This window comes from Immundisolibacter sp. (genome assembly GCF_050250495.1).
Classification (GTDB): domain Bacteria; phylum Pseudomonadota; class Gammaproteobacteria; order Immundisolibacterales; family Immundisolibacteraceae; genus Immundisolibacter.
This window is the reverse complement of record NZ_JBFWOM010000050.1, coordinates 1-2692: the sequence shown is the minus strand read 5'-3', so window position 1 is coordinate 2692 and position 2692 is coordinate 1. Positions and strand designations below refer to the sequence as shown.

At 70.7% G+C, this 2692-nt stretch carries 2 protein-coding genes; both read right to left on the bottom strand.

Going from position 1 to position 2692, the window contains the following annotated elements:
- The coding region (locus AB7F93_RS14115) for a bifunctional 3-phosphoshikimate 1-carboxyvinyltransferase/cytidylate kinase (RefSeq protein ID WP_428303547.1) at positions 1-1801 on the bottom strand (1801 nt) is incomplete at its 3' end.
- A gap of 37 nt (positions 1802-1838) precedes the next feature.
- Positions 1839-2692 (bottom strand): prephenate dehydrogenase (locus AB7F93_RS14110; protein WP_428303546.1); only part of this gene is annotated, 854 nt, incomplete at its 5' end.

The following is a 2692-nucleotide window of genomic DNA, read 5'->3' as shown; positions in this document are numbered from 1 at the left end:
AAATCAACTGCTTGTAGCGCCTTTCCGCGCGCGTGGCGGCACTCGCGGTGAGGAACACCTTGAGCGCGGCCCCGGGGAAGATCACCGTGCCCATGTCGCGGCCGTCGGCCACCAGGCCCGGAATGCGACGGAACGACAGCTGCAGTTGGCGCAGCGCTTCGCGCACCGCCGGCCAGGCCGAGACCTTCGAGGCCATCGCGCCGACGTCCTCGGCGCGCAGCGCATCGGCCACGTTCTCCTCGCCGAGGTGGGCGTCGCCGCCGACGAAGTGCAGCGGCAGGGTGGCGGCGATGCGGGCCAGCGCGGCCTCGTCGTCGGGCGCCACGCCCGTGCGCATCGCGGTCAACGCCGTGGCGCGGTAGACCGCACCCGAGTCGAGGAAGTGGTAGCCCAGCGCCTTGGCGATCGCGCTGGCCAGCGTGCCCTTGCCGGAGGCGGTGGGGCCGTCCACCGTGATGACGGGCACCGCCTCCACCGGCGTTCGCACCAGGTCGAACAGCGCCTCGAAGTAATCGGGAAAGGTCTTGCCGACGCACTTGGGATCCAGGATGCGCACCGGTACGCCGCCGAGAGCCGCCAGCGAGAAGCACATCGCGACGCGGTGGTCGTCGTAGGTGTGGATGGCTGCAGGTGTCAGCGATGCCGGCGGCGTCACGGCGATGAAGTCGGCGCCCTCGTCGACCGTGGCGCCGAGCTTGCGCAGTTCGGTGGCCATCGCGGCGATGCGGTCGGTCTCCTTGACGCGCCAGCTGGCAATGTTGGTCAGCCGCGTGGTGCCTTGGGCGAACAGGGCCATCACGGCCAGCGTCATCGCGGCGTCGGGAATGTGGTTGCAGTCGAGCTCGATGGCCTGCAGCGGCCAGCGGCCGCGCCGCACCTCGAGGAAGCCGGGCCCGCCGGCCACCTCGGCGCCCATGGACTGCGCCGCCTCGATGAAGCGAATGTCGCCCTGGATGGAATCGGAGCCGACGCCTTCGATCCGCACTGGGGCATCGATCGCGGCGATGGCTCCGAGCGCGACGAAATAGGACGCTGAGGAAGCGTCGCCCTCCACGTGCACGCGGCCCGGCGAGCGATAGGCGCTGCCTTGCGGGATCGTGAAGCGCGCCCAGCCTTCGCGGCGCACGTCGATGCCGAAGCGCGCGAGCAGGTTCAGCGTGATCTCCACGTACGGCTTGGAGATCAGTTCGCCGTCGACCTCGACCCCGATGTCGCGGTCCTGCGCCACCAGCGGCAAGGCCAGCAGCAGCGCAGTGAGGAACTGGCTGGAGACGTCGCCGCGCACACGGATCGGCCGATGCGCGTTCAACCGCCCGCCGGGCGCGCCGCGCAGGCGCAGCGGCGGATAGCCGTCGGTGCCGGTGCAGTCGACCGAGCAGCCGAGCTGACGCAGCGCGTCGACCAGGTCTCCGATCGGCCGCTCGTGCATGCGCGGCACGCCGGAGAGCGTGAAGTCGCCACCCTGCGTCGCCGCGAGCAGCGCGAGCGCGGCAGTCAGCGGCCGCATCGCCGTACCGGCATTGCCGAGGAAGAGCTTCGCTTCCCGCGTGGACAGCCGCCCGCCCAGCCCGGTGACGCGCAGCACGGCGCCGTCACGCTCGAGCCGGCAGCCCAATTGCTCCAGCGCGGCAAGCATCACTTGCGTGTCGTCGGAGTCGAGCAGGTCGTGGACCTCGGTGGTGCCGGCGCTCAGGCCGGCCAGCAGCAGCACACGGTTGGAGATGCTCTTCGAGCCGGGCAGACGCACCGTGCCGGCAGCGGTGCCGAGGGCGGGGAGATCGAGGAATCGAGTGGTGTACATCGGCGCGGCAGGCGGCGCGGTGCGGCGCCCGCGGGACTCAGCGGTTGGACTTGCCCGCCCCCATGTGCCAGCCGCCGCGGGCCTCCGAGGCCTTGCGGATCAGGTCTTCGAGCGCCTCGGCATTGCCCGACTTCATCACATGTTCCATCGCGTCGAGGGCATGCCGGAAGCGCTGCGTCTGCTTCAGGATCTCTTCGCGGTTGGACATCAGGATGTCGCGCCAGACGGTAGGGTCGCTGGCCGCGATGCGGGTGAAGTCGCGGAAGCCCGGGCCGGCCAGCGAGAGGAAGTCGCGCCCCGCCGGCTGGTGCGTCACCGCGTTGAAATAGGCGAAGGCCAGCAGATGCGGCAGGTGACTGACGGCGCCGAAGGCAGCGTCGTGGTTCTCCGGCGTCATGCGCAGCACCTGCGCGCCGATGGCCGCCCAGCAGTCGGTGGCCTTCTGCACCAGCTCGGGCGTGGTCTGCGGCAGCGGCGTCAGGATGACCTGGCGGCCGCTGTACAGCGCTGCGTCGGCGTGGGCTATGCCCGCCACTTCCTTGCCGGCGATGGGATGGGCCGGCACGAACGAAGGCACGCGCTCCTTGAGCACGCGCCTCGCCGCGTCGACCACGTCGCGCTTGGTCGAGCCGACGTCCATCACCAGCACGCCGGGCTCGACAAGATGGCGGATGGCCTTGAAGGTCGCCTCCGTGGCGGCCACCGGCACGGCGATCAGCACGATGTCGGAGCCGGAGACAGCCAGCAGGGCCGACTCGGCAGACTGGTCGATCACGCCGAGCTGGCGCGCCTTCTCGGTGGTCGAGGGCGACTTGCTGTAGCCGATCACCCGCTTGACGAGGCCGGCGCGCTTGAGCGCCAGGGCGAACGAGCCGCCCATCAAACCGCAAC